The organism is Methanofollis ethanolicus, assembly GCF_001571385.1.
Lineage (GTDB): Archaea > Halobacteriota > Methanomicrobia > Methanomicrobiales > Methanofollaceae > Methanofollis > Methanofollis ethanolicus.
This window is the reverse complement of the sequence record NZ_BCNW01000001.1, coordinates 1,144,321-1,166,650: the sequence shown is the minus strand read 5'-3', so window position 1 is coordinate 1,166,650 and position 22,330 is coordinate 1,144,321. Positions and strand designations below refer to the sequence as shown.

The 22,330-nt window shown below is 62.3% G+C and carries 15 protein-coding genes; 6 read left to right on the top strand and 9 right to left on the bottom strand.

The genetic code is table 11. The features are described 5' to 3' along the window. Nucleotides 1-200: 200 nt before the first annotated feature. Genes cfbC through MEFOE_RS05770 form a run of 3 tightly spaced genes read left to right on the top strand, consistent with a single transcriptional unit; the run spans nucleotide 201 to nucleotide 3,121 of the window. Nucleotides 201-1,019, top strand: a complete 819-nt coding sequence (gene cfbC / locus MEFOE_RS05780; RefSeq protein WP_067053041.1) for a Ni-sirohydrochlorin a,c-diamide reductive cyclase ATP-dependent reductase subunit — start codon at nucleotides 201-203, stop codon at nucleotides 1,017-1,019. After that, nucleotides 979-2,022 carry a nitrogenase component 1 gene (locus MEFOE_RS05775; protein ID WP_067049576.1) on the top strand — a complete coding sequence of 348 codons (1,044 nt, stop codon included), beginning with the start codon at nucleotides 979-981 and terminating at the stop codon, nucleotides 2,020-2,022. The genes cfbC and MEFOE_RS05775 overlap by 41 nt, the downstream gene beginning before the upstream one ends. Further along, entirely contained in the window at nucleotides 2,015-3,121 is a 1,107-nt protein-coding gene (locus tag MEFOE_RS05770) for a nitrogenase component 1 (RefSeq protein ID WP_067049573.1), read from the top strand. Before MEFOE_RS05775 ends, MEFOE_RS05770 begins: the two co-directional genes overlap by 8 nt. Here MEFOE_RS05770 and MEFOE_RS05765 read toward each other — a convergent pair. The 9 genes from MEFOE_RS05765 to MEFOE_RS05725 all read right to left on the bottom strand — a co-directional run bounded on the left by MEFOE_RS05765 (nucleotide 3,116) and on the right by MEFOE_RS05725 (nucleotide 11,712). After that, nucleotides 3,116-3,895 (bottom strand): energy-coupling factor transporter transmembrane component T family protein, encoded by a 780-nt coding sequence (locus MEFOE_RS05765; RefSeq protein ID WP_067049571.1) that lies wholly within the window; start codon nucleotides 3,893-3,895, stop codon nucleotides 3,116-3,118. The two genes, MEFOE_RS05770 and MEFOE_RS05765, sit on opposite strands and share 6 nt — an antisense overlap. Continuing rightward, a complete protein-coding gene (locus MEFOE_RS05760; protein ID WP_067049568.1) occupies nucleotides 3,892-5,328 on the bottom strand; it encodes an ABC transporter ATP-binding protein in 1,437 nt (478 codons plus the stop codon). Before MEFOE_RS05760 ends, MEFOE_RS05765 begins: the two co-directional genes overlap by 4 nt. Continuing rightward, a complete protein-coding gene (locus MEFOE_RS05755; protein WP_328585443.1) occupies nucleotides 5,318-5,866 on the bottom strand; it encodes an ECF transporter S component in 549 nt (182 codons plus the stop codon). The genes MEFOE_RS05760 and MEFOE_RS05755 overlap by 11 nt, the downstream gene beginning before the upstream one ends. Continuing rightward, the gene (locus MEFOE_RS05750) at nucleotides 5,863-6,660 is read right to left on the bottom strand and encodes a hypothetical protein (protein ID WP_067049565.1); all 798 of its coding nucleotides are present in this window, start codon (nucleotides 6,658-6,660) and stop codon (nucleotides 5,863-5,865) included. Before MEFOE_RS05750 ends, MEFOE_RS05755 begins: the two co-directional genes overlap by 4 nt. Before the next feature lies 1 nt (nucleotide 6,661). Continuing rightward, nucleotides 6,662-7,366: an ABC transporter substrate-binding protein gene (locus tag MEFOE_RS05745; protein ID WP_067049562.1), complete on the bottom strand. Its 705-nt coding sequence runs from the start codon at nucleotides 7,364-7,366 to the stop codon at nucleotides 6,662-6,664. A gap of 115 nt (nucleotides 7,367-7,481) precedes the next feature. Further along, nucleotides 7,482-8,915 carry a hypothetical protein gene (locus MEFOE_RS05740; protein WP_067049559.1) on the bottom strand — a complete coding sequence of 478 codons (1,434 nt, stop codon included), beginning with the start codon at nucleotides 8,913-8,915 and terminating at the stop codon, nucleotides 7,482-7,484. Beyond that, complete coding sequence (locus MEFOE_RS05735; RefSeq protein ID WP_067049557.1) at nucleotides 8,912-9,856, bottom strand: vWA domain-containing protein; 945 nt, start codon at nucleotides 9,854-9,856, stop codon at nucleotides 8,912-8,914. The genes MEFOE_RS05740 and MEFOE_RS05735 overlap by 4 nt, the downstream gene beginning before the upstream one ends. Then, entirely contained in the window at nucleotides 9,857-10,717 is an 861-nt protein-coding gene (locus MEFOE_RS05730) for a DUF58 domain-containing protein (RefSeq protein ID WP_067049554.1), read from the bottom strand. After that, complete coding sequence (locus MEFOE_RS05725) at nucleotides 10,717-11,712, bottom strand: AAA family ATPase (protein WP_235809573.1); 996 nt, start codon at nucleotides 11,710-11,712, stop codon at nucleotides 10,717-10,719. Before MEFOE_RS05725 ends, MEFOE_RS05730 begins: the two co-directional genes overlap by 1 nt. Nucleotides 11,713-12,902: 1,190 nt before the next feature. Here MEFOE_RS05725 and MEFOE_RS05720 point away from each other — a divergent pair. From MEFOE_RS05720 to MEFOE_RS05710, 3 genes are all read left to right on the top strand, one after another. After that, entirely contained in the window at nucleotides 12,903-13,574 is a 672-nt protein-coding gene (locus MEFOE_RS05720) for a hypothetical protein (RefSeq protein ID WP_153015883.1), read from the top strand. Between the two features lie 232 nt (nucleotides 13,575-13,806). Next, nucleotides 13,807-19,938: an outer membrane protein assembly factor BamB family protein gene (locus MEFOE_RS13325; RefSeq protein WP_083523355.1), complete on the top strand. Its 6,132-nt coding sequence runs from the start codon at nucleotides 13,807-13,809 to the stop codon at nucleotides 19,936-19,938. A gap of 185 nt (nucleotides 19,939-20,123) precedes the next feature. Beyond that, nucleotides 20,124-22,319 carry a DUF3344 domain-containing protein gene (locus MEFOE_RS05710; protein ID WP_160329496.1) on the top strand — a complete coding sequence of 732 codons (2,196 nt, stop codon included), beginning with the start codon at nucleotides 20,124-20,126 and terminating at the stop codon, nucleotides 22,317-22,319. Nucleotides 22,320-22,330: the final 11 nt, after the last annotated feature.

Below are 22,330 nucleotides of genomic sequence, written 5' to 3'. Positions count from 1 at the left end.
TTTCGAGTGACGACTGCAAGGAGTCGAGAAGGGCATCGATCAGAACAGGGGATTTTCTCCCGATTCCCCATGCAGAGATAAGAGGAATGAACGAGTGTTCTGGGATGACCTCAGGAAGTCTGACCGTGTCCCGGACAACCTCAGGCAATTTGTATTAAAACCAACGCACTATATATCTGATGCAGGCCCATGAAAGAGGGATGAAACAGATCGCCCTGTACGGCAAGGGAGGGATCGGCAAATCCACCACGTCGGCAAACCTCTCAGCGGCTCTCGGAGAGGTCGGCCTTGACGTCCTGCAGATCGGCTGTGACCCGAAGCACGATTCTACCAGGATGTTGATGCACGGGGCATGGATACCGACCGTCCTCGACCTTGTCAGGGAACGGGGCGAAGGCGAGATCACCACCGACGAGGTGGTCTTTACCGGGTATGCGGGTGTCAGGTGCGTCGAGGCCGGCGGCCCCGAGCCCGGCATCGGCTGTGCTGGCCGGGGGATCATCGCCACCTTCCAGCTCCTCGAACGTCTCGGGGCCCTGAAAGGTGACGTGATCGTCTATGACGTCCTGGGTGACGTCGTCTGCGGCGGGTTTGCGATGCCGATGCGGGAGGGATATGCGCAGGAGGTCTATCTTGTCACGTCCGGGGAACTGATGGCCCTGTACGCCGCCAACAACATCGCCAAGGCGATCGCACGGCTTTCCCAGAGGTCGCGGAGTTCGTGCAGCCTCGCCGGGGTCATCTGCAACGCGAAGAACACCGAGGGCGAGGAGGAACTTGTCCGCGAGTTTGCCCGGCGGATCAACTCCGAGATGGTCGCCTATATCCCGCGGTCCCGGACCGTGCAGCTTGCCGAGATCCACAGGCAGACGGTGATGGAGTATGCCCCTGCATCGGAGCAGGCCGCCGTCTACCGGAGTCTTGCCGCACAGGTGACAGCAAACACCCGGAGTTCGATACCGACACCCCTTGAGATGGATGAACTTGAAGACCTCGCCCTCCAGTTCACGCCGGTATGAGGGCTGCACCCTCACAGGCGCTCTCTCGGTCACCACACAGGTAGAGGACGCCGTCACCGTCGTGCACGGTCCTGCCGGGTGCGCCCACCACAATTTTTCTCTCCTCCATGCCGTCATGGCCGACCAGGGCTGTCTGCGCCTCCCGTCAGTGGTCTCCACCGACCTGGGCGAGCGCGATATCATCTTCGGCGGCGAGGAGGCGCTGGAGAGGACGGTCAGGCGGGTTGTCGACGGCGGGGCGGCTGCGGTCTTTGTCCTCACGACCTGCATCGCCGGGACGATCGGAGACGATGTCGCCTCTGTCTGTGCCACCGACTTCGGCGTGCCTGTCGTCCCTGTGCCGACGGCCGGTTTCCTCGGCGGTGTCTTTACGGACGGGCTGCATGCGGCCCTGACGGCCCTTGCCGGTGCGGCGGACCCGGTGCCTGCCGAGACAGAGACGGTGACGATCATCGGGGAGAAGAACCTGGAGTTCGAGGTCGAGGAGAATTACAGGGAGGTCGAAAGACTCCTTGCTGCCCTTGGTGTCGATGTCGGCCTGCGCTTTGTGCGAGAGGTCAGGTTCGCCGACCTCGCGAAAATCGGGGCCGGGCGGCTGAACATCCTCAGGGAACCTGCCCTCGCCCCTGTCGGCGAGGCACTGAAGAAGCGTTTCGGCACCCCGTACATCTCGTCATTTCCCATCGGGATGGAGGGGAGCATCAGCTTCCTGAAGGAAGCAGGGTCGGCCCTCGGCATGCCGTCGGACGACGCCGTCGCCGCGGAGGAGGAGAGGCAGCAGGAGATGCTCGCCTCCTTTGCAGACATGCGGGGGGCGGCCTTCTCCCCTGGCCCCATGACCCTTCATGCCGTGGAATATGCACCTGTGCGCCGGGTTATGGAGGCGCTCGACCTGAAGGCCGACACCGGCGGCGCCGGCCTTGCCCTCCCGTACAGTCCGCCTGTCGGGACGGCCGGGGTCAGGCGACTGCTCCACCGCTGGAGGAGGCAGATCCATGCCTGAACGTCTCTGCTCAAACCCGGTCTGGCCCTGCGCAATGTGCGGCGCCGCGTCCTGCCTTTCCGGCTTTTCCGGCCTTGACGTGGTGATCCACGGCTCTTCGGGCTGTTACTTTTATCCGGCCTCTCTTCTCCAGACGCCCATCCATGCCACCCTCATCGTGGAGGAGGAGGTGATCTTCGGGGCGGAGGAGCGCCTGCGCCGGGTGGTCGGCGAGATCGCGGGTACGGGCAGACCAGTGGCGGTGGTCCAGAGCTGCGTCCCTGCCGTGATGGGGGAGGACATCGGAAAGGCCCTTGAGGGGATAGAGGCGTTTGTCGTCGACAGTCCGGGTTTTACCGGCGGCATGGAGGAGGGGTACAGGCGGGCGATCTCCGCTCTTGCCCCGACCGTCGATCCCGGCGAAACCGGCGTCACCATCGACGGCCTGAACCCGATCGACCCCTTCTGGCGGGGGAACATGCTGGAGGCCGAAAGACTGGTCGGCGCGGCCGGGGGGACCGTCGCCGCTGCCATCGCCGCGGGCCCTCTCAACAGTCTCCGCCGATGCGGTGCGGCCGTCCTCCAGACCAACCCGGGCCTTGCGTCCGGTATCGGGACACCTGCCGGATCCCTCCTCGGCATCCCCGCGACAGAGACGGCCTTCGAGAGACTCGCCGATCTCCGCGGCCTCGATGTCGGGGCCGTGCTCGACGAAGCCGACGCCGCGGAGGAGAGGATCGGCCGCGCCTCAGACAAGTTCCTCTCCCGCTCTGACCCCCCGACTGTCGCCGTCTTCGGGGAGGCGGCATACGCCACCTTCGTCTCCGACGCCCTCGTCCGTTATCTCGACGCCGAGGTCGTCGTCCGTGCCCCGCGGAACGGAGAGGGCGCGGTCACCTCCCTCAACGCGATCAGGGACATGATCCTGGAGACCGAGCCCGGCCTGATCCTGGGGTCGTCCTTCGAGCATGCGGTCGCCCCTGATGTCCCCTACGTGGGGATCACCTTCCCGCAGCGCGGCCGGGTCCGCCTGCGGGCCCGCACCCTTGCCGGGATCGAGGGCTCGCTCTCCCTGATGGACGACGTCCTCAATGCCTGCCAGGAGACGAAAAGGTTATGAGAGAGCGGCCGCAAGGGCAGCGCAGGCGAGAACGAGCAGAATCAGGTATGCGTCCTCCGGTGTGACGCTCCTCTTGCCGTACCGCGTCGGGTGGTCTGTGCAGCCGAATCCCCGGCACTCCATCGCCTCCGAGACCTGCCGCGCCCGTGAAAGGACCAAGACCGTCGCCGGGACAAATAGCGCCAGGATCTTGTGCCTATTTTCCAGCAGATTTCCCCTGTCGAATTCAAGGCCCCGCGACCTCTGGGCGTCCATGATCCCGGCGACGTCTGCGGTGAGAGCCGAGATGGAGCGGAGCGCATAGCCCAGGGAGAAGGCGAGGGTGTTCGGGAGGCCGAGAGAACGCATGCTCCCGACAAATTCTGAGAAGGGCGTCGTCATGATGAAGAGGAAAGAGTAGCCGCCGATGGCAAGGAGGCGGAGTCCCATTGCAAGGGCGAAAAGGATGCCGCCTTCAGAGAGGATGAGCTGGAGGGGTCCGATACCGGTGGTGACGTAGACAGCGCCGGAGACGGCGCGGGGGAAGAAGGCGTCGATGATCAGGACGAAAAGAAAGAGGGGCGTCAGAAAGCGTAGCGACCGTACAAATGGTCTGAATAGGTGGGAGAGTGTAGCGATGAGGGCGACACCTGCACAGAGGGCGAAGACGGGCAGGGGCTCTTCGGTGAGGAGAGCAGTCGCACTGACGATGACCAGGGCCGCGGTCTTTGTCGCCGGGTCGAGGCGGTGGAGCCAGGTGTTCCCCGGCACGAAATAGACGCCTTTTTTTGTCATCCTTCGTCTCCCTCCGCCACGATCCGTCCCCCCCTGAGAGCGACCCTCCGGCCGCCACAGAACGCGGCGAACTCCGGGTCATGGGTGGCGACGAGGACGGCACACCCGGCGCCGGTGCGGTCTCTCAGCAGGGCGGCAAGTTCGGTCTTGCGTGCAGGGTCGAGGCCGAGCGTCGGTTCGTCCAGGACGAGGACGGGCGTGTCCATGGCAAGGATGCTCGCGATGGCGACGCGCTGCTTCTCCCCCACCGAGAGGTTGAGAGGGGGCGTGTCCGTGCCTATCCTCTCAAGGCCGAGTATCTTCAGCGCCCTTTGCACGCAGAGGCCGGTTTTTTCCGGGGCATATCCAAGGTTTTCAGGTGCAAAGGCGATCTCGTCCCTGACCGTCTCCGCGAAGAGTTGCGTGTCGGCGTGCTGGGCAAGGAGCCCGATTGAGCGGGCGGCCGCGGCCACGGTGAGGGAAACCGTCTCCCGACCGTTCACGATAACCTTCCCCCGGTCCGGTCGGAGAAGCCCGTTCGCATGCCGCAGGAGAGTGCTCTTCCCCGAGCCGTTCGGCCCGGTGAGGAGGACGATCTCGCCGGCACCGACCCCGAAGGTCACGCTGTCGAGGGCCGGGTGGTCCTGGCCCGGGTAGGTATAGGTCACTCCTTCGAAAGCGAGGAGGAGGTTTCCGGTGCCGGGTGCGGTGACGGCCGAAAATGCCTCAGGTAGGGGTCCGGCAGATGCCACGGGAGGGCCGTCGGATACGACCGTCCCGTCCCTGATGCCGACGACACGCGTGCAGACTTGCAGGAAGGGGGCGGTGCGGTGCTCCGCGACGACGATGGTCAGGCTCCTCTCCCTGTTCAGGTGGGAGAGGACTGCAACAAGCCTCCGGGAGGCGTCGACGTCGAGCCCTGATGTGGGCTCGTCGAGGAGGAGAACGGAGGGCTCCATCGCAAGGACCGCCGCGATCGCCACCCGCTGTTTCTCCCCCCAGGAGAGGGCGTCCACATCCCTCTTCAGGAGATAGTCGATCCCCATCGTCCCGGCCGCATGACTGATCCGTGCCTCCATCTCCAGGTGGGAGAGGCCGATCTGTTCGAGCCCGAAGGCGAGTTCGGCCTCGACACTGGTGGTGAAGAGCTGGTGGTCGGGGTCCTGGAAAACTGTCCCGACCTCAAGGGCAAGGCGGCAGACCTGACAGTCCCTCACCTCGTGGCCGCGGACGACGACCCGGCCCTCTGCCGTCCCCCGGTGCGAGTGGGGAATGAGGCCGTTGATGCACCGCAGCAATGTGGACTTGCCCGATCCCGAGGGGCCGGCAAGGAGGACGAACTCCCCCTCCCTGACGGCAAAGGAGACGCCCTTGAGTGCTCGCCTCTCCTGCCCCGACCTGTCGGGCGGATAGGAGACCGAGAGTCCCTCGATGAGGATCGCGTCAGGTACCATGGCCTCCGATCACTCCGGCCCTGAGGAGGCGGCCGATGACAAGAGCGCCGATCGCCCCACCGATCCCGCCGCAGATCAGAAAGGTCACCGAAGAGATGCCGATGCCGAGGATGATGAAGGTGGCCGGGACACCGAGGAGAATGTGGACGCTGTAGTTCACCGCCATCTTCGCGATGTTGCCGGCCGCCCCGGCGATGAAGCCGACGGCCGGGTTTTCCATGCGGAAGGCGAAGAGAACGGAGACGGCGTCGACGACGAGGCCCATTGCCACGTACTTGAAGACATCGAAGAGGTGGAGAGGTTCAAGGCCGAAGAAGGAGAATAGGAGACCTGAGATCAGCCCGATATAGGTGGCGGCCCCGGGCTTTTTGACGAGCCCGGCACCGATGATGAAAGGGATCGCGATGAAGATCCCGGAGTGGCCCGGCACGTGGAGGGGGATCTTGACCATGGTCTTCGCGACGAAGACAAACGCCCCGCAGAGGGAAAGGAGGGCAGTCTCATACAGGGAAAAGTAGGGATCTTTCACCGCCATCATGCCACCTCCGCGTACTGTGTCGTGAGTTTCAGGGAGAAAGTGTCGGGCTGGGGGCGGTCCACCGCGATGAGGAGGTAGACCGACCCGACGGCGCTCCCGCCCGTGTGTGTGAGGTAGAACCGCCCGGTCTCGGGGGCGTCGCGCGTGACTCCGCCCTTCCTCTGGGCCGGGTCGGTCGTGATATGGAGAGCGTCAAGCCCGCTCCCGTCCCGCTCGAACACGAAGGTAACGGTGCCTGTCGGGATCTCGTCGGGGCCGAGGCCGTGGGTGTTGGAGAGGCGGACCATAGCCGGGTTGCCAGCCTTGAGGGGGACTGTCCAGGGCATGTCCTCGCCCACGTCGGCCGTGCCCTGGACAAAATACCCGCATGAGCCATAACCGTCCTGCCTGTTCGTCCATGCCGCCCCACCGAAGGGCCGCGCCCCGTAGACGGAGACGGCGGCCGTGCCGGCAAGGTCGGTGAACTCGTAGTCGACGGCGACAGACTGTACTTTGAAGAGGAAGGGGTTGCCCCCCTGCGGTGTTTCGTTCAGCATGACGTACATGAGGTACCACTGGCCATCGGGGTCGCCTGTCAGGGTGTTCAGGGAGAGGGGATGGGCGTACGGCCTGTATTCCGCGGGGCCGTACAGGAAGTCGGACCGCGTGAAGGTCATCTCTGACGAGATGATCGGGAGCGGTGTCTCGTCATCGGTCATGCAGAGGGACTCCGCCATGATCTGGACTGCCACCGCAAGGACAGCGATCACGGCCAGAACGGCGAAACCGGCGATGACGCGCGTCCGGAACTCCATGTCAGTCTCTCTTTACTCCCCAGAGTTGCCCGTCCTTCTCTTCGACGTAGAGGACGGCCCTGCCACCGATCGGACAGGGTTTGACAGACTTGCCCTCTTTGCACCAGATTGTTCCGCCGTCGACCGGTCTGCCGTCAAGGGTGCAGATCATATCGATGCCGGCGCCGAGAAGAGTGTCGACCTCTGCGGGGCCTGTGATCTCCCTGACCCGACCAATCTGGAGGAACCTCCCGTCGTTCCCTGTGGAGGCAAGTCCGATCCCGGCCATAGACCCGATCACGCCGTCCTCTGTGCCGCCGAGCCCTTCGAGCCTGATGCCGAGGTTGCGGGAGAGTGTCCGCGCTTTCTCCTGGGTAAGCACGGTACATTTTGCGTCCTTGCCAAAGGCGACGAGGGCAGGAGAGATCTGTTCTGCCGCGGCGACCGCAAGGCCGGGGTCGCTTCCCTCGACGAAGTCTCCGAGCATGATCTCCTTTGTCGTCTCGAAGATCTCCGGGATGTTGGCCTTCCCTTCCCCGGGGAGGTGGACGACCGCACAGGAGTTGTGGGAGGTGTAGGGGATCGCTTCATTGAAGAAGAGCTGGTGGCGGGTGACACCGTACACGGTATAGGTCTCCGCGAGGGCGGCGGCGACGGCCCGTGCAAGCCGCCCGGTCCCGCGTGACTCGAGGTTGTCGGTGTCGTCCATTGCAACATAGACTGTCATAGAAATCTCCTGTACTCGTTTTCGCTGTTGCTCGGATAAAAACCTGCGGAATTGGTCCTGAAAAGGGGGAAGATACGACGTGCGGCTGGAGGCCGCCACGCCCGGGTTAAATAGATCATTTAAACTCCTCGCGGCCACCGAGATGCCGCCCGATCTTTTCTGTGATACGGATAAACTCCTCATCAGACGGGAACCGCCCCGCGAAGGCGACTCTGCTACAGACCTGCAGGGCGTCGCGCACCCACGGTGCCGCCGCATCGTCTCCTGCAAGGAGGACCAGTGCCTCCTCGTCGGTGATTTCGGTCCCCCTGCCGTGGCTCTGCGAGATATGCACCCTGAGCGCCCGGGCTGCACCCCGGTATGCGAGGGTTGTCTCCCCCTTCCTGAACTCCTCACGCGCCCGCGCAAGGATGGCGGTCGGTGAGGGGGAGGCTGTGTCCTGTTTCTCTTCCTCCTCTCCCTGCCCTGAGCCCTCGGACGGCCCGCCTGCCCGCAGGGCCGCCGCCAGCACGGCGACGAGGGTCGCCATCAGGGCGGCAAGGGGCAACCAGTTCAGGTGCCTGTGGAGGGCCACCTCTGTCACCTCCCCGCCGACGACGGTGGCATTGATCCAGGCCGCCGCCTCCCCCCACGCCAGGGTTATGGTACTCTGTTCTTGGGTTGTATTGATGACTGTCCGCCCTCTGGAGAGTCCTTCGGTGGTGAGGGTGGCCGCATAGTCCTCGAATGTTGCGTTTTCTTCGAGCACTGCAGGCACCCTGAGGGGTGCGCCGGTCTCAAGGACAGCATAGGCGAGCGTCTCCTCCATCACTCCCCTGACAGCCGCCTCATCTCCCCCGCGCCTGTAGGCGAGGGCGAAGGCGCCGGAGTCTGGATCTGCAGACCGGCCGGCCTGTGCAAAACCCTCTGCCTTGAGCAGGCGGTAGAAGTCCCTGACCAGGGTGTCGGCCTCTGCTCGTGCAAGAAGATCGTTTTCTGCCTTCTTCTTCAGACCTGTCTCACTCTGGAGCACTTCCTTGAGAGCGGCCGCGTCCTGTGCCGCCTGCCCGGCCTGGATCTCACGGTCGGTCGTGCCGCCCCTGCCCGGGGGCGGCGACCGCTCCCCTGTCTCTCCGGCATTTTCTGGTACAGAACTGACAGGCCCACCGGTCTCTTTCTCCTCGACCTGTTCCACCTCCTCGACAAAGTGGATGGTGATCCCCCTGAGGGCTGCGGCCTTCCCGTCTGCGGAGGCGAAGGTAACCTCAAGACTGCAGGTCGCCGGGGTGTCGAAGGTGCCGAGGGCCACCGGGACGGCGGTCGTGCCAGGATTGAGGACGACACCCCGTACCTGCGTCCGTCCCGTCGTGCTCCCCTCCGGCCTGAGCGCCACGGTGAGGGTGCCCCTCGTCTCCGTGCCGGCGGTGTTCGCGGCCGACACCTCGATCCCGGCCGGGGTACCGACCTGGAAGGTGTACTCGCTCTCCGCCACGGTGAGGACGACCTCCCCGGCGCTGCAGGTCTGGACGGCCGTGAGGAGGAACAGAAGGAGGAGGACCTTCCTGATCACGGGAGGATCCGCCCCCGCCCGTACCTGAGCCAGCACTCCGCGAGGAGGACGAGGGCCGCGGCGGCGAAGAAGAGTGCGGCGATGTCTGTCTCCTCGGGCTCCCGCGCGATCGCACCCGGGAGGGAGGCATAGATCTCCTGCAGGGTGCCGCCGTCCACAGACCGATAATAGGTCCCGCCTGTCGCCTCCGCGATCCTCCGCAGGGTCTCCTCGTCGAGGTCCGCGTACTGCATCGTCCCGTCCTCTGTCGGCCCGAAGGCGGCGGGGGCGGCAGAACCGAGCCCGACGGTGAAGACCTGCACGTTGCGCTCCTGCGCGAAGGCCGCCGCCTCCAAGGGCGTGATGATGCCCGCGTTGTTCACGCCGTCGGAGAGGAGGACGACGACCTTCTTCCTGTTCGGGATGGCGTCGGCCATGTCCACCGCGAGGGCGAGGCCGTCGCCGAGGGCGGTCGGGCCGTCCTTCAGTCTGACGGTAGCGAGTTTGCCCTCCACCCGCGCCAGGTCCGGGGAGAGGTAGGCGGCGCTCATCGCCCCGGCCTCGAAGGTGACGACGCCGGCATAGTCGCCCTCTTCGAGGCCGGAGAGGAGGGTGCCTCCGGCGGCCTTTGCGGCCTCAAGCCTGTTCGGAGGATAGTCGGCCGCGGCCATGCTCCCCGAGGTGTCGATGGCGAGGACGACGCTCACCCCCTCGTGGACGCCGGCGAAGGGGACGTGCGGGCCGGCAAGGCCGGTGACGATGAGGCCGATCGCAAGGAGGGTGAAGAGGAAGAGGGCGAGAGGCCGCTGTGACGGCCGCGGGAGGGCCGCCTTTACGAGGGCGACGCGGGAGAAGGGGAGTGCCTCCGTCTTCCGCCTCTTCTGCGCCCGCAGGTACAGGATGTAAAGAATGGGGAGGCCGAGGAGGCCGAGGAGCCAGAGGGGATGAGTAAAGCCTGGCATCTACCTCCTCCTCCCCGTTACGGCATCGGAGAGGTCGTCCCCTGCCCTGAGGGGCAGGAGAGGTGTCCTGCAGGTGCCGGCGCCGATGGCGAGGGCACGCGCCTCCTCCTCTGCGGCCTCCCTGTACCCGGCCCTGAAGACAGGGTCTGAGGTGTCGGCGAGGATCTGCTCTCCTGTCTCCGGGTCCTCCAGGGAGATGAGGCCGACATCAGGGACCGCGTCCTCCGCGGCGTCGACGACCCTGACGAGCACGGTCTCGTGGCGCCGCCGCAGGATGGCGAGGTCGTCGAAGAAGGGGTCTCCGAAGAAGTCCGAGACGACGGCGACGGTGGAGCGCCTCGGGACGGCGGCGGCGATGAACCTGAGGGGTGCGGCGATATCTGTCCCCCCCGAGAAGGGGAGGCGGTCGAGGAGTGCGGAGAGGACGGCGGCGATGTGCCTCTTCCCCCGCCGCGCCGGGATGAACGTCTCCACCCTGTCTGAGAAGAGGCAGAGGCCGACCCGGTCGCCGTTCTCCCCCGCGCCGAGGGCGAGCGCTGCCGCCGCCTCGATGATCGCCTCTTCCTTGCCTGCCGTGCCGCAAAAACCGGCAGAGGCCGAGACGTCGACGGCGAGGTACAGGGTCGTCTCCCTGTCCTCCGCGTACTCCCGCACATAGGGGACGCCCCGGCGTGCGGTCACCTTCCAGTCGATGGTGCGGACGTCGTCGCCCGGGACATAGGCCCTGATCCCGGCAAACTCGACCCCCTGCCCGGTGAGACAGGAGCGGTGCCTGCCTGCCTGCATGCCGCCGACAGGGAGGAGGGCCTGGAGGGGCACCGGCCGCACCCCCCGGATCAGGGCGGCGATGTCCTCCTCCATCACGGTACCTCGACGGCCTCAAGGACGGTGTCGACGACCGTATCGGTACCTGTGCCCGCGGCCTCGGCGGCATAGGTGAGGAGGATACGGTGGCGGAGGGCGGCGTGGGCGACGGCCTTGATGTCATGGGGGACGATGTAGCCCCTGCCGGCGAGGAGGGCACGGGATTTTGCTCCGAGGACGAGGGCGATGGTCGCCCGCGGCGAGGCCCCCCATGTGACGGTGTCTGCAAGGTCGAGGCAGTACGCGGCCGGGTGGCGCGTGGCGTCCACCACCCTGGCCGCGTACTCCCGCACCGCGGTGTCGGCGTGGACGGCCCGTGCCGCCGCCCGCACTCTCTGGAGGTCCCGGACAGAGAGGACGCAGGCCGGGGCGATGCTGGTTCCTGAGGCGTACCTGTCCAGGATCTCGACCTCGTCCGCGACTGTCGGGTAGTCGATGAGGAGTTTGAAGAGGAAACGGTCTGTCTGCGCCTCAGGGAGGGGATAGGTGCCCTCTGACTCGAGGGGGTTCTGGGTGGCGAGGACAAAGAAGGGGTCGGGGAGGGGCAGGGTCTCGCCCTGGATCGTCACCTGCCTCTCCTGCATCGCTTCGAGGAGCGCGGACTGCACCTTCGGCGGCGCCCTGTTGATCTCGTCCGCGAGGATGATGTTGTGGAAGACCGGGCCCCTGACAAGGGAGAAGGTGCCGTCCTTCTGGTTGTACACCGTCGTCCCCGTGATGTCCGAGGGGAGGAGGTCGGGGGTGAACTGGATGCGGGCGCAGGAGCAGTCGATGCAGGAGGCGAGGGACCGGACGATGAGGGTCTTTGCAAGTCCGGGCACCCCTTCGAGGAGGACGTTGCCCCCTGCCACGAGGGCGGTGAGGAGGCCGTCGATCGTCTCCTCCTGTCCGACGATCACCTTCTGCATCTCCTCCTTCACCGGGAGGAGCATCTGTCTGCACGCCTCCGCCTCCCCGGTGAGGTCATCTCTCTTCGAATCGGTTATCTCCACGGGATCACAGCCATATGACATCAGGTATGGCGAGTGGCCGTTATTACACTGTTGATTTCCCCATATTGGTTCAATAAATCCTGTTGACTTAACTATCTCTGTAGTCAGCCTTTTTTCGGATATAGATCGCACCAGACCGGGATGCTACGGCGGCCGGTATGCCCGGAGAGCCAAAGCGAAAACTATAAGGTTTCAGGAGTTATCAAATTCTTTTGTTTGATTAACACTTTCTGTTAATCAACAAATATAAACCTCGGAGCAAGCACGATCGGGAGCAGGTACTCCATGGCCCATCGACCGGAAAGAGATCAGCGGCATTCCGGCCGCGGGCATACCTTCTGCACTGCATTGCCATATCCAGGTTCGGGTTCTCACCCTCCTTCCCCTGCTCCCCTGATCGGTATCTGTTCTCCTCTTGCCTTGCTATTGTATGGAGTTTTTCCGCCCGCACCGCATTTCTCGTTGTTTCTATGGATGTAGGGGGAAGGGCCGCAACCTGGTCACCCCTATCGACCTCATTCGGTTGCACGTTCAGTCTCCGGAGTTTCGTCCGCTTTCATCTTCAGGGGACGGTGGAACGCTCCGGTGTTCTTCCATCTAGAGGTTTTCCCTTCTTCTCTGTCGGATACCAGATCATGCGGTTTTGCAGATCCTGTTGTGAAGAGATGTCTCCGAATCAGCAGGTGTGGTCTTTCCCCCTTGATCGAGATGTGCTATGAAAAAGGGGCAGAGAGGGTAGAGGGCAGCGTCGCGTTTGTGCAGGGTCTCAAAATGGCCGCGTTTTTTCACAGGGGCCTTTGCCTAGCGTTTACCCGAACCGGCTTTCAAAGTTTGGGTTATATTTTTCTACGATAGAATTGATTTTAGGCCTGATACGCAGTTTTTGATCTTTTTATTTTGTCTTTATTCTGTAGTATCGAGAATATAATATCGGATGATTTTTATATCTCGTCCGCTTCATGATATTTTTGTTGATTGATCCGCTCAGTTAATCAACAATTGTTGACTTGCGTGACCCGGTCGAAAAAATGAGCAAAGAGGTGAAAACCATGAAAGAAAACACTGGTATCAGGAGCCTGGTCATGGTTGCCGTGGCCCTGATGATGCTTGCGATCACGGTCGCACCGGCGGCTGCGTTGACTCCACTGCCGTACAGGCATTGCTTTATTTCAGTGGCAAACGACAACGGAGTGAGATTTAATCTGGACGGCGCCACGTACGACGGACCGGACAAAACCTACTACATGAAGTTCGACGGCGGCGGCCTCAACGCCCTCCATATCACCACCAGCCCTAACAGCGCTTATGGGCAGGTAACCAACTCGACGGTCGATACCGGCACGTTCTACGTCTCGGACACCGGCGGCAGGGGCTATGACGACGACATCATTCTGATGTTCGCTACGAACAGTTCAGACACCGACTTCACTCTCGCTATTAACTCGAGTGGCTACCAGTGGACGCCGACGGGCGATGGTTCCATACCTGTTGTAGACCCCGTAGACGACTACATGGCAGGAGCGCTGAATGACACCTTCACAAATGTCAACTTCACGTATGGTTACCAGATAAACAAATCGTCGAGTGTTATGGTGTATCCCATCTTCTACGGCCAGAACATGAGCGACACTACCAACACATTCAAGTTCATGTTCATCGACCTGAACGTCGGTGCGCTCGGCGTCAACAGTTCCTTTGAAGGTAATGGCATGGCGAAGGTTGATTACACCCTCAGCAACTTCGACGGCTTCTGCGCCTTCAATGCCTATGCCTGGTGCAACCAGTCCAATCAGGATCAGGGCATCTCCTGGACCAACAGGGTCCTGGATGCGGGCAGCAGCGGTTACACCGTGAGCCTTTGAGCGTGTAAATCCCGAATTCCTCTTTTTTTATCTCTCTCCATCGGTCGGTGCGTCCGTCAACCGCATCGCATGTTAACTAAATTTGATATACTTGTCTGAAAATAATAAGATATTTATTCTGTTGTTTCCCGATAGTACAATCATTACCTATTTGGGGCAATTAAATAGGATCTATTACCTTGAGTCGGTATATTATTCGATATTTTATCCTCAAACGGGAGGAATCACAGGTATGATAACAGATTATTCCGGACGCGGCGGTGGGCGCCTGCGGTGGATCGCCGCAGCGCTCATCCTGCTCTTTCTGATCATCAGTATCGCCCCGGCTTCGGCCGAGCCCCTCGAACAAACGCGCCACGTCTTCATCAATGTGTCAAATGATGGAGGTATAAAGTACGATCTCGATGGCGGCGTGTATGGTACAGGAAACAACGGCACTTACTACATCAAGGCCGACGGCGGAGGTTTGAACGAACTCCACATCACCGCCGACACCAGCGCCGATCGTGGACAGGTGACGACGAGCAACGACCAGTCCGGCGTCTTTTACGTATCCAACACCGGCGGCCGCGGCTTTGACGACACCATCGTCCTCCTCCTTGCCGTGAACGGCACGGTCCCGGACGACTTCGCCGTGCACATCAAGACGAGCGGCTACACCTGGACGCCTTCCTCAGTCGTCAACCAGCTCCCGACCAACTACACCTACGTCGATGGTGCGGTGGACGAGACCTTCACGAAGGAAGACTTCCTGTACGGTCCGCAGACCTGGAAGCCCGGTCCGGGCAATGCCGAGCCCTATCTGCCGCCCGGCCTGCCCCTCTACGAGTACCAGGACGTGAGCGACACCAACAACACCTTCAGCCTGATGTTCATCGACCTGAAGGTCGGGAACATCGAACCTTCGAAGTTCAGCGGCGCCACCTTCACCGACAACGGCGATGCAAAGGTGGAGTACTCCTTCGAGAACCTTGAGACCTTCGCCGCCTTCAACGGCTACGGCTGGTGCCTCGCCTCTTTCCAGGCCCAGGGCATCTCCTGGACCAACATGGTGAACGCCGCTGGCGGGACCAACGCGGGTACGAGCGGGTATTCCGTCGCCGGCATTCCTCCGGTTCTGACCTCGATCAATGTCACTCCTGCAAGCGCTGACGTCGGGATCGGCACCTCGATGCAGTTCACTGCCACTGCCCTCGACCAGAACGACCGGCCTATGAGAGACATAGCCATCGCATGGTCGAGCAGCGACGAGACGGTCGGCACGGTAAATGAGACCGGCTACTTCACGGCCCTTGCCACAGGCACGACCACGCTCACCGCTGCGAACGGCACTTTCGAGGGTACTGCCGATGTGACCGTCACCGGGGCGGCCCCCTCCGGCATCCAGCCCCTCCCCGACTACAACAATGTCTTCTTCACCGTCGTCAACGACGCCGGCGTGAAGTACAACGCCTTCGGGAACAACACCTACAATGTCAGGTTCGAAGGCTACGACCGCGGCCTCAACGCCCTGCATATCTCCACCGACCCTGCGGCAAACTTCGGTCAGGTGACCGTCTCCGAGAACCAGAGCGGCACCTTCTATGCGACCGACTCTGGCGGCAAGCACTACGAGGACGAGATCATCCTGATGGTCGCGGTGAACGGCACGGTCCCCGACGACTTCAGGCTGCGTGTGAAGGCCGACGGCTACACCTGGACCCCGAACCCGGTGAGCAACCAGGCCCCGCCCCTTGACACCGTGACCTACCAGCCCGTTGCCCTCGACGAGGTCTTCACGAAGGAGGACTTCAGGTACGGCCCGCAGATCTGGAAGCCGACCGGCAACGGTTTCGACTACCCGATCTATTTCGGTCAGGACATGAACGACACGTCGAACACCTTCCAGATGATGTTCATCGACCTGAACGCCGGCGTGCTCGCCCCGAACGCTGACCTCGAAAATCGGGGTGCGGTGCGGATCAATTACTCCTTCGAGAACCTGGAGTCCTTCGCGGCCTTCAATGTCTACGGCTACTGCAAGAACTCGAACAACGGCGACAATATGGTCGCCTGGAGCAACGCCCTCCTGACGGGCGCGACGGGCAAGGAGACGAGCGGCTACTCGGTTATCGGCGCAGGGTCCGGCCCCGCTCCCTCCAGGATCGAGGTCGCCCCGGCCATAGCCGCCCTTGCCGTCGGCGACGACCAGCAGTTCACCGCCACGGCCTATGACGCCGCCGACAACGCCATGACCGGCATCACCGTTGTCTGGTCGAGTTCGAATGAGACCGTGGGCACGGTGAACGCCAGCGGCACCTTCACCGCCATCGCCGCCGGCACGACGAATGTCACCGCCTCGTACGGTGCGGTCGAGGGCACGGCGGCGGTGACCGTCACCGAGCAGTCGGGCGGCCTTGCCGACTCGGCGTGGCCGATGGCAGGGCATGACCTGAGACATACCGGGCAGAGTCCCTATATCGGACCGAGCGACCCGATGCAGAAATGGTCGTACAAGACGGCCGGTTTCCTCACGGTTCAGCCTGTGATCGACCGGAACGGAACGATTTATGTCGGCTCCCGGGACAGAAAACTCCACGCCGTCAACCCCGACGGCACGCTGAAGTGGTCGTACGCCGCAGGTCACCAGATCTATACGGCGGCGGCGATCGACAGCAACGGCACCGTCTACTTCGGCTGCCGTGACATGAAGATCTATGCCGTCAACTCCGACGGCACTCTGAAGTGGACTTTCGCGACCGGCGGCGCCGTCTCCTCGGCCCCGGCGTTCGGGTCCGACGGCACGATCTATGCCGGCTCCGCCGACAAGAAGATCCACGCCCTCAATCCTGACGGCACGGAGAAATGGTCGTACACGGCCGGCGGTGCCGTCTCCTCGGCCCCGGCGATCGGTTCGGACGGTACGATCTATGCCGGTTCGGCCGACATGAAGGTCTATGCTCTGAACCCAGACGGCACCCTGAAATGGTCGTACACCACCGGCGGTGCGGTCAACACAGCCCCTGCGATCGGTTCCGACGGCACGATCTACACCGGTTCGGCCGACGGCAGCCTCTATGCCCTGAATCCCGACGGCACCCTGAAGTGGTCGTACGCCGCCGGCGGCGCCGTTGCGTCCCCGGCGATCGGTAGCGACGGCACGATCTACGTGGGTTCGGCCAGCAAGACCGTCAACGCCGTGAACCCCGACGGCACCTTAAAGTGGTCCTATACGACCACCGGCACCATCACGGAGGCACCGGCCGTCGATGCCGAAGGTACCGTCTATATCCCGTCCACCGACATGAACGATCGGAACCTCTATGCGATCGGTTCAGACGGCACCCTGAAGTGGTCGTTCGCCAATCCGAATACCACCTCGCGGTTCTTCTACGCACCCTCCATCGGTGCGGACGGCACTATCTACGTCGGGTCGAGCGACAGTAAACTCTATGCGATTACCGAGAACACCGCGCCCAAACTCACCACAATCTCTCTTGTGCCGAAGAACCCCCTCGTCCTCAAAGGGGATGGACTCTCGCTCAATGCAACGGCCATCGACCAGTACGGGAACCAGATGGAGGGGTTCGTCTTCGCCTGGACGAGCAGCAACGAGACGGTCGGCACGGTGAGCGCCACCGGGCACTTCACCGCCCTTACCGCCGGCAAAACGGTGGTCACCGCCTCAAACAGCACGGTGAAAGGCAACACCACCATCACCGTCCACCCCGACAGTCCGATCACCCTGTACGTCGATGCCTCCGGCGGAGGAGATTTCACCACCATCCAGGCGGCCGTCGACGCGGCGTTCGATGGCGACCGCATCATCGTCAGGGACGGCACCTATGTTGAAAATGTCGTCCTCGACCGGTCGGTGTACCTTGGATCGATGAACGGGTCGTCATCGACGATCATCCGGCCGGCGGATACGAACGACAACATCGTCACGATACGATCAGATAATGTCACCGTCGAGGGATTCTCCCTCACCGGGACGGACCTTACTTATTCTGTCGGTAAGTGGTACGTGCGAAATGCCGTCTATTCCTATGAATGCGATAACCTTACCATTGCAGGAAATGATGTTTTCGACGACTATCTGGGCATTAGCGTCAGGATGGCGCACAACTCCACCATCACCGGAAATACCATTCATGATGTGACCTACAGAGGGATCTGGCTGGATGGTCAGGCGTCCCTATGGGACAATAGCGTCAGGGGATCAAGCGGGAACACGATCTCCAACAATGTTCTCTATAACATCACCGATGCAACAGATCTCTTCGGTCCGATATGCGTCAGGTATGCCACGGATAACACTATCACAGGGAACGAGATCCATGACAGCGGCGACTATGGATTGTCCATACTTTCCTCGGAATCGAATATCGTCTCAGGAAACCAGTTCAGAAATATCAGTGTCGGAGGCATTGAGGCGTATTTCGCCACCGACAACCTCTTCGTCTCCAACACGTTCACGGGCGGGCAATATGCAATGTTCATCAGGAGAGGCGGTTCAAACATCGCATACCTCAACACGTTCAACACACCATCTGCACATGGATGGATAGCCAATCAACCTGCTGCATCCTGGCAGTGGAACTCCACCGAACCAGTGACCTATATGGTCCACGGTGAGGCGCGGCCCTCGTACCTCGGAAACTTCTGGGGCTCCTCCTTTACCTGTAACGACTCGAATACCGACGGTATCGGCGACGAACGCTTCGTCATCACGACGTCGTCGTCGACACAGATCGACAATTACCCCCTGTGCGGCCCCTGGAAGGACGGCGTTATTCTCGCTCCGGCCTCGATCGTCCTTACACCGCAGACGTCTTCGCTTACCCCCGGCGACGTCCTGACGTTCAGCGCCGTCGCCTATGACGACAACGGCGCTGAGATCTCGCCCCTCGCCTTCGGGTGGACGTCGTCCGACGCCACCGTCGGCACGGTGAACGCCACCGGATACTTCACCGCCCATAAGATCGGCACGACCACGGTCAGCGCCGGGGCGAATGGTGCGGTCGGCACGGCCACAGTGACGGTGACGCCGCCGCACGGTGACCAGACGAAAGACTTGCCCCTGAACGTCCCGGGCTGCAACATGACGACGAATGGCGATGGGAAGCAGGAGGTCCGGGTCAACACCTCCGCCACCAACGCCACCGTCTCCGGGAACACCATCCGGATTGAGGAGGGCACCTTCAGCCTCAACATCAGGACTGAAGGCGCTCCCACCGTCGTGAACGGCACCGTGAACGGCACGGTCGCCGGGATCACCCTCACCACCACGCCGATCACCACGGTCCTTGACGGCATCGGTACGGTTACCGCCTCCGTCTCGGCGAACCTGACCGGCATCCCCTCAGGCGCCGGCCTGCAGACCACCGTCTCCGCAAACGTCTCGGCCGACGCACAGAGCGCCTTCCAGATCGCCGCCTCCAGCGACGGTCTGAACGTGAACGCCGTCGCCTACACGATGAATATCGTCAAGACGAACCTGACGAACGGCCAGGACGTCTCCAACGCCACGATCCGCATGACCGCGAGTCCGGCATGGGTCAACGCCCACGGCGGCGTCGATGCGGTGCGGATCATCCGGTGGGCCGAGGACGGCACGAAGGAAGTCTTGAAGACCGTGCTCGTCGGCACCGACGCCGACGGCAACCTGGTCTTCGAGGCGTATTCCCCGAACGGCCTCTCGGTCTTCGGCCTGACTGCAGTCTCACCCACAACGAGCGGCGGGGAGACTGGTTCCTCACACTCGTCATCCAGCGGTGGAAACTCAGACGTCGCCGCGATCTCGGGCTCCATCCCTGCCGGGGAAACACAGACCTTTGTGGTGAGAGAAACAGCGATCACCAGGATCACGGTCGCTGCCTGGGACGCGATCGATGACATGCTGGTGACGGTGGGGAAGGCCTCCCTGCCGACGGGCATGGACGCCCCCGGCCAGGCGACCTTCGAGGTCATCGAGACCACACTCTACCGGGCCGACCCCTCCGTGATCGACGGCATGACCCTCGAATTCGCGGTGCCGACGGCCTGGATCAAGAAGCACGGCCTCTCCGCCGACAGCATCGTCCTCCTCAGTTACGAGAAGGGTGCCTGGAAGCCGCTCAAGACCTCTTTCCTGAAGGAAGAGAACGGCCAGGCCCTGTACTCGGCCGAAGCCTCCGGCTTTTCGTACTTCGCGATCGCCGCGGGCACGACCGCCTCTGCCGGTCAGCAGGCCGGAGAGACGGTCACGCCGACCGTGACGGCGACCGACGCCGCGGAGACGACCGCCCCGGCAACCACTACCCCGACGACACAGAAGTCGCCGGTACCGTGGTTCCTCTCTCTTGTCGCTATCGGGGCCCTCTTCCTCCTGAAGAGGGATTGAATCCTCTTTTTTTCTGGCCAGGCAAGGTTAACGAGATCTGATGAACATTTTTCAGATCATAAGAATAATCTGTACACAATCCAGAATATGGATGTATAACCTTCGTTTCTGCTTGATACCATGACCTAAAGGAGATTATCATGAATCAGGGAATAAAATCACGACATGTGTTTCTGGCTCTGGCCATGCTTCTGGCTGCCGTCTGCATCGCCCCCGCGGTTGCCGACGACGTCGGCGGGATCACGATGCCTGGCACCAGCAATTTCGATCTCATCCTCTCAGACGGGATGACCAAGTTCTTCAAGTTCGAAGGCGGCGGACTCAACGCCCTCCATGTCACAACCGATCCCGAGTCCGAGCCCTATGGGCAGGTAACGACAACTGAAGAACAGTCTGGTGTCTTCTATCTCTCAGAAACAGGCGGGCGCGGCTTTTTTGACGATATGATCCTGATGGTCGCTGTCAATGGCGCCGTTCCTGACGACTTCGCCCTCCATATCAGGGCGAGCGGATACAGGTGGACCCCGACACCGGCGTTGAACATGCCGCCCACAGCGGATCAGATCGAGTACGTCGACGGGGCCTATGAGGGAACGATCACGAAGGAAAACTTCAAGTACAGCCCACAGACCTGGAAGCCTGCCGGGAACAATCTACCCGGGGCATATCCCATCTACTATGGTCAGGACGTCTCCGACGGTTCGAACCCCTTCCATACCGTCTATATCGACCTCAATGTCGGTAATATTGGCAAAAATTCCCAGATCGATGGCCTGAAGGATATGGGTGCCGTGAAGATCGAGTACGAGTTCGAGAACTTCGGAACCTTTGCAGCTTTCAATTCTTATGGTTGGTGTAACCAGTCAAACCAGGGTCAGGGCATCTCCTGGACAAACCGGATTGTCGGTGAGGGGTCGAGCGGCTACGCGGTCATCGGGACGGCGCCGCAGGGAGGCGACGTGGCACCGGGCAGCGGTGAGGGTTCAGATACAGGTGCCTCTTCCGGATTATCTGGATCTGAGTTCACCAAGCAGGAAAGCGGGGAGGTGAATGGTCATGTGGCCCTTGTAACGACCAACAGTGCCCCGGCCCTCCTTGACGGGGGAGGGAGTGCGACACTATCCCTTGTTCCTCCGGCCGGTACGGAAACCGTGAAAAAGGCGACCCTCTACCTCTTCGTGGACGGGTCGAAACAGGATGACATAGGGATTGACCCTGCCCTGAGATTCACGCTCAATGGGCGGTCGGTCTCTCCCGACCGCACAGTCACCGACCGCGAGGGCGGGAAGGACGCCCCGGTCGCCGCCACCTATTCCTTCGACATGGACCGTCTCCCTGAGGGCGCCCTCTCCATCGAGGTCACAAACACAGGTACGCAGGGTGCTGTCTGCACCCTTGACGGCGGTGCCCTCCTTGTCGTGTGCGAGGATCCGGCCCTCTCCCAGGTCATCTGGCAGGTCGCCGAAGGGTGCGATGCCGTCGCGATCGACGACGATAACGGGATCTATGAAGAAGACGTCGTGACGAAGATGATCCTCGACGAGCATCTCGACCTCGACTGCGTCGGTGCGGCGAGACTGTACGTCGTCGGCACCGGGCCCGGTGCATGGACCGACGGCGGCGGCAGGGTCGGCCTCAATGATCGGGAGTGGCCCGGTGCCTTCGGTCGGAACGGTTCCATGCTGCTGGCCGACCTCGATGCCACCCGCTCGCTCCTCCCCCGCGAGAACACCGTCACCGTCCGTGCGCAGAAAAATGTCGGGGACGGCGGGGTCCTGGTGAACCGTCTTGCCGTCCTGGTCACAACCCGCGGCACACCTGTCAGTGCCGATGCCGGGGTAGCTGCGGGAACTGTCCCGACAATGACGAAGGCATTCCTCATTGACAACCCTGTGGTATCCCAGGTTGCGGTGACCCTCCCCGAACAGCGTTCCCCCTTCCTGGTGACGGTGGAGGATGCGGAGACGGCCGGCGGAGGTGCGCCGCCCGAGGGTGAGGTCTACCGCTACCTGAAGCTCAGACTCGAGGGTGCGAAGGCCGAACCCACATTTCTTGCCCTCACCTTCCGTGTCCCCTCTGCATGGATCGCCGACCATGGTCTGAAGGCAGAGGATATCGTGCTGATGCGCCGGGTCGGAGGAGAATGGCAGGCCTTCCCGACTGTTGCCGGAGAGGAGAAAGATGGGTCGGTCGAGTTCACGGCACAGGCTGAGAGGCTCTCGCTCTTTGTGATCGGCGGGAAGGCTGGAAATGGAGCAATTGTTTCAGAGACGAAGACTACACCGGTAGCGAGTGCGACCACCGCACCTCAGAAGTCGCCGGCAGGCTGGTTCCCTCTTGTCGCCGCCTTCTCTCTCCTCATGTTGCTACGGCGGCACTGACAGGATACTCC

What these genes read in the sequence shown, in the direction of transcription:
- cfbC (WP_067053041.1), top strand. Translation starts at nt 201, where the DNA reads ATGAAACAGATCGCCCTGTACGGCAAGGGAGGGATCGGCAAATCCACC.
- MEFOE_RS05775 (WP_067049576.1), top strand. Translation starts at nt 979, where the DNA reads ATGAACTTGAAGACCTCGCCCTCCAGTTCACGCCGGTATGAGGGCTGC.
- MEFOE_RS05770 (WP_067049573.1), top strand. Translation starts at nt 2,015, where the DNA reads ATGCCTGAACGTCTCTGCTCAAACCCGGTCTGGCCCTGCGCAATGTGC.
- MEFOE_RS05765 (WP_067049571.1), bottom strand. Translation starts at nt 3,895, where the DNA reads ATGACAAAAAAAGGCGTCTATTTCGTGCCGGGGAACACCTGGCTCCAC.
- MEFOE_RS05760 (WP_067049568.1), bottom strand. Translation starts at nt 5,328, where the DNA reads ATGGTACCTGACGCGATCCTCATCGAGGGACTCTCGGTCTCCTATCCG.
- MEFOE_RS05755 (WP_328585443.1), bottom strand. Translation starts at nt 5,866, where the DNA reads ATGATGGCGGTGAAAGATCCCTACTTTTCCCTGTATGAGACTGCCCTC.
- MEFOE_RS05750 (WP_067049565.1), bottom strand. Translation starts at nt 6,660, where the DNA reads ATGGAGTTCCGGACGCGCGTCATCGCCGGTTTCGCCGTTCTGGCCGTG.
- MEFOE_RS05745 (WP_067049562.1), bottom strand. Translation starts at nt 7,366, where the DNA reads ATGACAGTCTATGTTGCAATGGACGACACCGACAACCTCGAGTCACGC.
- MEFOE_RS05735 (WP_067049557.1), bottom strand. Translation starts at nt 9,856, where the DNA reads ATGCCAGGCTTTACTCATCCCCTCTGGCTCCTCGGCCTCCTCGGCCTC.
- MEFOE_RS05730 (WP_067049554.1), bottom strand. Translation starts at nt 10,717, where the DNA reads ATGGAGGAGGACATCGCCGCCCTGATCCGGGGGGTGCGGCCGGTGCCC.
- MEFOE_RS13325 (WP_083523355.1), top strand. Translation starts at nt 13,807, where the DNA reads ATGATAACAGATTATTCCGGACGCGGCGGTGGGCGCCTGCGGTGGATC.
- MEFOE_RS05710 (WP_160329496.1), top strand. Translation starts at nt 20,124, where the DNA reads ATGCTTCTGGCTGCCGTCTGCATCGCCCCCGCGGTTGCCGACGACGTC.